Annotated in this window: 6 protein-coding genes and 1 pseudogene; 4 read left to right on the forward strand and 3 right to left on the reverse strand. The window is 71.1% G+C overall.

The features are described 5' to 3' along the window. Nucleotides 1-310: pseudogene (locus G6023_RS09165) on the forward strand (FAD-dependent oxidoreductase); the annotation flags it as partial. A 68-nt stretch (nucleotides 311-378) separates the two neighbouring features. Here the strand turns inward: G6023_RS09165 and G6023_RS09170 are convergent. The 3 genes from G6023_RS09170 to G6023_RS09180 form a co-directional block, all read right to left on the reverse strand. Then, complete coding sequence (locus tag G6023_RS09170; RefSeq protein WP_182635119.1) at nucleotides 379-1179, reverse strand: hypothetical protein; 801 nt, start codon at nucleotides 1177-1179, stop codon at nucleotides 379-381. A gap of 115 nt (nucleotides 1180-1294) precedes the next feature. Then, nucleotides 1295-2740, reverse strand: coding sequence for a protein adenylyltransferase SelO (locus G6023_RS09175; RefSeq protein WP_182635121.1), 1446 nt, complete (start codon nucleotides 2738-2740; stop codon nucleotides 1295-1297). After that, nucleotides 2737-3342 carry a potassium channel family protein gene (locus tag G6023_RS09180; RefSeq protein WP_347570753.1) on the reverse strand — a complete coding sequence of 202 codons (606 nt, stop codon included), beginning with the start codon at nucleotides 3340-3342 and terminating at the stop codon, nucleotides 2737-2739. Before G6023_RS09180 ends, G6023_RS09175 begins: the two co-directional genes overlap by 4 nt. 14 nt (nucleotides 3343-3356) lie before the next feature. On the opposite strand from G6023_RS09180, the gene G6023_RS09185 reads away from it, so the two are divergent. The 3 genes from G6023_RS09185 to G6023_RS16295 all read left to right on the forward strand — a co-directional run. Beyond that, nucleotides 3357-3773 carry a hypothetical protein gene (locus G6023_RS09185; RefSeq protein ID WP_241727782.1) on the forward strand — a complete coding sequence of 139 codons (417 nt, stop codon included), beginning with the start codon at nucleotides 3357-3359 and terminating at the stop codon, nucleotides 3771-3773. Between the two features lie 15 nt (nucleotides 3774-3788). Further along, the gene (locus G6023_RS09190; protein ID WP_182635123.1) at nucleotides 3789-4319 is read left to right on the forward strand and encodes a DUF2243 domain-containing protein; all 531 of its coding nucleotides are present in this window, start codon (nucleotides 3789-3791) and stop codon (nucleotides 4317-4319) included. Nucleotides 4320-4325: 6 nt separating this feature from the next. After that, on the forward strand, nucleotides 4326-4609 hold a 284-nt coding region (locus G6023_RS16295; protein WP_182635125.1), incomplete at its 3' end, for a cytochrome c oxidase assembly protein.

Raw genomic sequence — 4609 nt, forward strand, 5'->3', positions numbered from 1 at the left:
CCTGGGCTCGGTGGGCTACCGCGGCGTGGCGGTGCCCGGGGTGCCGTTCGACCCCGCGTCCGCGACCATCCCCAGCCGCGAGGGCCGCGTCCTCGACGCCGCCGACGGCCGCGAGGTGCCCGGGCTCTACGTGGTCGGGTGGATCAAGCGGGGTCCGCGCGGGTTCATCGGCTCCAACAAGACGTGTGCGCGCGAGACGGTCAACTCCCTGCTCGCCGACGCGAACGAGGGTCGCCTGCCCACTCCGGGCCCGGCCGCGCGGTTCGAGGAGTTGCTCCGGAGCCGCCGTCCGGTCCCGGCGACCGTCTAGCCGTACCGAACCGTCTGGCTGTACCGAACCGTCCAGCTGTACCGAACCGCCTGGGTGTACCGAACCGCTCAGGCGGCCTGGTCGGCCGCGACCTGATCCGCGATGACCCTCGCGAGCCGCGCCAGCGGGGAGGCACCGTCGACGTCGGCTTCGTACAGAGCGGCGTACCCCGCGTCGCGATAGGTCAGCAGGGTGTCGGTGACGTCGTCGAGCTGACGGAGCAGATGGGGCGACCACCGTCCGGGATGCTCCACGACGTGCAGACGCAGGGCGACCCGGGTGCGGGAGTCGGGGAGGTTCTCGATCAGCTCGTCGTAGACCTGGACGGGCGTCAGGTCCGAGTCCCTCACGGCGCCGCGGAGAAGGTTCGACGGCTGCACGCCGCTCAGCGGATCGCCCGGCACCGACACCCAGTGGGTGCGCTCGGGGATCGGTCCGCGGCGCGGTCCCGCCACGCCCTGCCCGCCCGGATCGGACGTGCCGACGAGCCAGCGGTCGCGCGGCCGGAACGGGTCGGCGATCAACCCCACGGCGGCGACCCGGTCGAGATCCTCCGGGTGGGCGTCCATCCAGTCGTGGATCACCCGGGTGCCGCAGCACGCCCCGATGAGCACGAGGTCGTCGGACGGGTGGAGATGGACGAGGCGGTTGAGGTCGGCCACCCCGGCCGCGGACGCCGATTCCCAGGTGTGCGACCGCCGGAGCCGACCCGACCCGGGCGCCGGCCACTGCACCCGAACGGCCTCCCGGGCGCCTGTCCATTCAACGAGGTCGTCGACGAACCGTCCGAGAATGGCCGAGGGCTGGCGGTACCCGCCGTCGCTGTCCGCGATGAGTAGTCGCACGTGGTGGCCTCCCGCCCGTCTCACGGCCCGGCCGTAAGATTGATGTGACAACCTCATTGTCGTACGAACGGCTGACAAACAGCACCCACGGAAGATAAATGTTTCGTATCAATACGCGCGTACTGCTGGGGGCGGCGCGTCAGGTGCCGCAGTAGGTGACGTGTGGCGCGGCCTCGGGAGGGGCGGGACGTTCATAGCGCTCGTAACCGGCGCGCCGGGTGTAGGGGTCGGTGACGACGACGAGGAGTTCGGACAGCGGCCCCAGGTCCCCTGCCGTGGCCGCGTCGAGGGCCTCCTCGACGAGATGGTTGCGCGGGATGTAGATCGGGTTGACCCGGTCCATCGATCCCCGGTCGGGTCGACGGGCCCGCCATGTCGCCACCCAGCCCTCCGCGAGCGACCCGACCAGCTCGCGCACCGGCTCGTCGTCCCCGTCCGCGGCCGCCCCGAGCGCGCGGAAGAAGCCGGTGTAGTCGGCCCGCGTCGCGCTGAGCAGCCGGGACAGCTCGTCGATGAGGTCGGTCGCCTCGGTGTCCCCGACCTCGTCCGGCAGGCCGATCTTGGCGCGCATCCCGGCCGTCCACGCCCGCTGGTAGTGCTCCGGGAACGTGCCCAGCACCTCGGTGAGGAGCCGGACCGCCTCGTCCTGGTCCGGGTCGACCAGCGGGACGAGGGTCTCGGCGAACCGGGCGAGGTTCCACTGCAGAACCGGCGGCTGGTTGGCGTAGGCGTAGCGGCCACCGGTGTCGATGGAGCTGAAGACCGTGGCCGGGTCGAACTCATCCATGAAGGCGCACGGCCCGTAGTCGATGGTCTCGCCCGAGATGGTGGTGTTGTCCGTGTTCATGACGCCGTGGATGAACCCGAGGAGCATCCAGCGGGCAACGAGCTCCGCCTGGCCGCGGAGCACGGACGCGAACAGCTCCAGGTACGGGTTCTCCGCGTCGGCGGCGTGCGGGTGATGCCGGGCGATGGCGTGGTCGGCCAGCCGACGCAGCAGCTCGTCGTCGTCGACCGATCGCGCGAACTGGAACGTCCCCACCCTCAGGTGGCTCGCGGCGACGCGGGCCAGCACCGCGCCCGGCAGCGGCGACTCGCGGTACACGGTGTTCCCGGTGGCCACCACGGCGAGCGAGCGGGTGGTGGGGACGCCGAGCGCGTGCATCGCCTCGCTGATGACGTACTCGCGGAGCATGGGGCCGACCGCGGCCAGTCCGTCGCCACCGCGGGCGAACGGGGTGCGCCCCGAACCCTTGAGGTGCAGGTCACGGCCATCGGGCAGCTCCCCCATCAGCAGGGCCCGCCCGTCGCCGAGCCGGGGCGAGTACCCGCCGAACTGGTGTCCGGCATAGGCCTGGGCGACCGGCGTGGCCCCGTCCGGCACGTGAGTGCCCGTCAGCACCCGCACGCCCTCCTCGCCACGCAGGTAGTCGGCGTCCAGGCCGAGCTCGTCGACCAGCGCGTCGTTGAGCACGAGCAGCCGCGGCCCGGACGCCTCCGCGGCCTTCCACGGCACACCCAGTTCCGGGAACTCGCTCGCGTACCGGGTTCCGAGAGTGAGGGGACGTGCGGTGTCCGTGGTCATGGCCCCGACGATACGGACGAGCCGCCGGGCGGGTCGGCGCGTGGACCGGGCTCACCGGGTCCGTCCCGGTCCTCTCCCGCACCATCGCGTTCGGCGATCCTCTCCAGGAGCCAGGAGGCGAGCGTCGCCGTGACCACGCCCAGCAGGGCGATCCCGCCGAACATGAGCCCCACCGCGATCGTGCGTCCCACCGGGGTCACCGGCGAGTAGTCGCCGTACCCCACGGACGTCACCGTCACGGTCGCCCACCACAGGGACTCACCCCATGTCTGGATCGACGCCCCCGGTGCCCCACGTTCCGCGTTCAACACCGCGAGCGAGGACACCACGAGCAGGACCACCGTCCACCCCGCGGCGTAGGTGATCGCCTGACCGCGCACCACTGTGCCCGCCGACCGCCTCATCCCCCCGAGCAGGGTCACCAGCCGGAGCAGTCGCAGCGGTCGCAGGACCGGCAGAGCGATGACCGCGAGGTCGTACCAGTGCCTGAGCAACCACGGTCCGCGACGCTCCGCCAACGCCAACCTGACCACGAAGTCCACGGCGAACAGAACCCAGGTCCCCGCCATCACGATCCGGGTGACCACTCCCACCGGACCCACGGGTTGTCCTCGCCGTGGCCGGCATCCTGTTCAACGTCGGGATCTTCCTCTGGCTGGCACCGCGCATCATCGGCCGCTACTGGTTCGAGCGCGGCATCGGAGACTTCGGCCAGTCGATGGGCGTCACCGCCACCGGCCTCATCCTCATGCGCATCGTCGACCCCGATACCCAGAGCCCCGCGTTCGAGGCGTTCGGGTACAAGCAACTCGTCTTCGAACCGTTCTTCGGCGGCGGCCTCGTCACCGCGATGGCCGTGCCGATCATCTTCCTCACCGGTGTCTGGCCGCTGTTCATCACCATGCTCGTCGTCTTCCTCGTCGCCGTCCTGTCCGGGCTGCTCTACTTCCGTCCCAGGGAGATGAAGGAGCGGGCCGAGTGGAAGAATGCCGGGGAACCGCAAGACGAATCCGACACCGCCACCGCGAGCTGACCACGGCGGCCGCCCATGCCCACGTCGTCGACGCCCGAGTCCGCCGCCGGGCCCAGGCCTGATCCCACCACCGATCCGACCGCCGGGCGACGCCTGGTGCACTCGGGATTCCTGTTCGGGTGCGGGATCGCCGGCTCGGTCATCGACCTGTTCGTCTTCCACCTGGTCCTGCAGTGGCATCACTTCTACGACCTGTCCACCACGACGACGGCCCTGGTCGCCGACGGCCTGTTCCACGGGGCGACCTGGTTGATCACCGTGTGGGGCCTGTTCATGTTCGCCGACGTCCGCCAGCAGATCGCCGTCCCATGGGCCCGCTGGGTCGGGGCGGTCCTCACCGGCGTCGGGTTCTTCCAACTGGTCGACGGGATCGTGTTCCACAAGCTCCTCGGCATCCACCAGATCCGCTACGGCGTGGACCTGCTCGTCTACGACCTGGTGTGGATACTCTCCGCGATCCTCCTGCTGGTGATCGGCCTGGTCCTGCTGCGCCGGACCAGGAACACAGCTCTGCCGGCCCCCACGATTCGGCGGCCCCGGGGCTGATCGACGGTGGACACCGGACACGCGCACCACGGTCACGACGCCACGCCGGGGGGTGCCGACGCGGTCGGCACCACGCCGGGAGAACACGCGACCTCCGTCGCCGCCGAGTGGTGGGTCCTTGAGTCCGTCGGACCGGCCGTCTTCGTCCTGGCCCTGACCGCGTACCTCCTCGGTGTGTACCGGCACCGCGGCCGCGGACCATGGCCCGGATGGCGGACCGCCGCCTGGATCGCCGGACTGACCAGCGTGGGCGTCGGCTGGGCCGGTCCGCTCGCCGAGGCCGCCCGCCA

It is taken from the genome of Dietzia sp. DQ11-71 (genome assembly GCF_014144995.1).
Taxonomy (GTDB): Bacteria; Actinomycetota; Actinomycetes; order Mycobacteriales; family Mycobacteriaceae; genus Dietzia; species Dietzia kunjamensis.

Coding starts and splice junctions, on each gene's coding strand:
- G6023_RS09175 (WP_182635121.1), bottom strand. CDS start 2,740: ATGACCACGGACACCGCACGTCCCCTCACTCTCGGAACCCGGTACGCG.
- G6023_RS09190 (WP_182635123.1), top strand. CDS start 3,789: ATGCCCACGTCGTCGACGCCCGAGTCCGCCGCCGGGCCCAGGCCTGAT.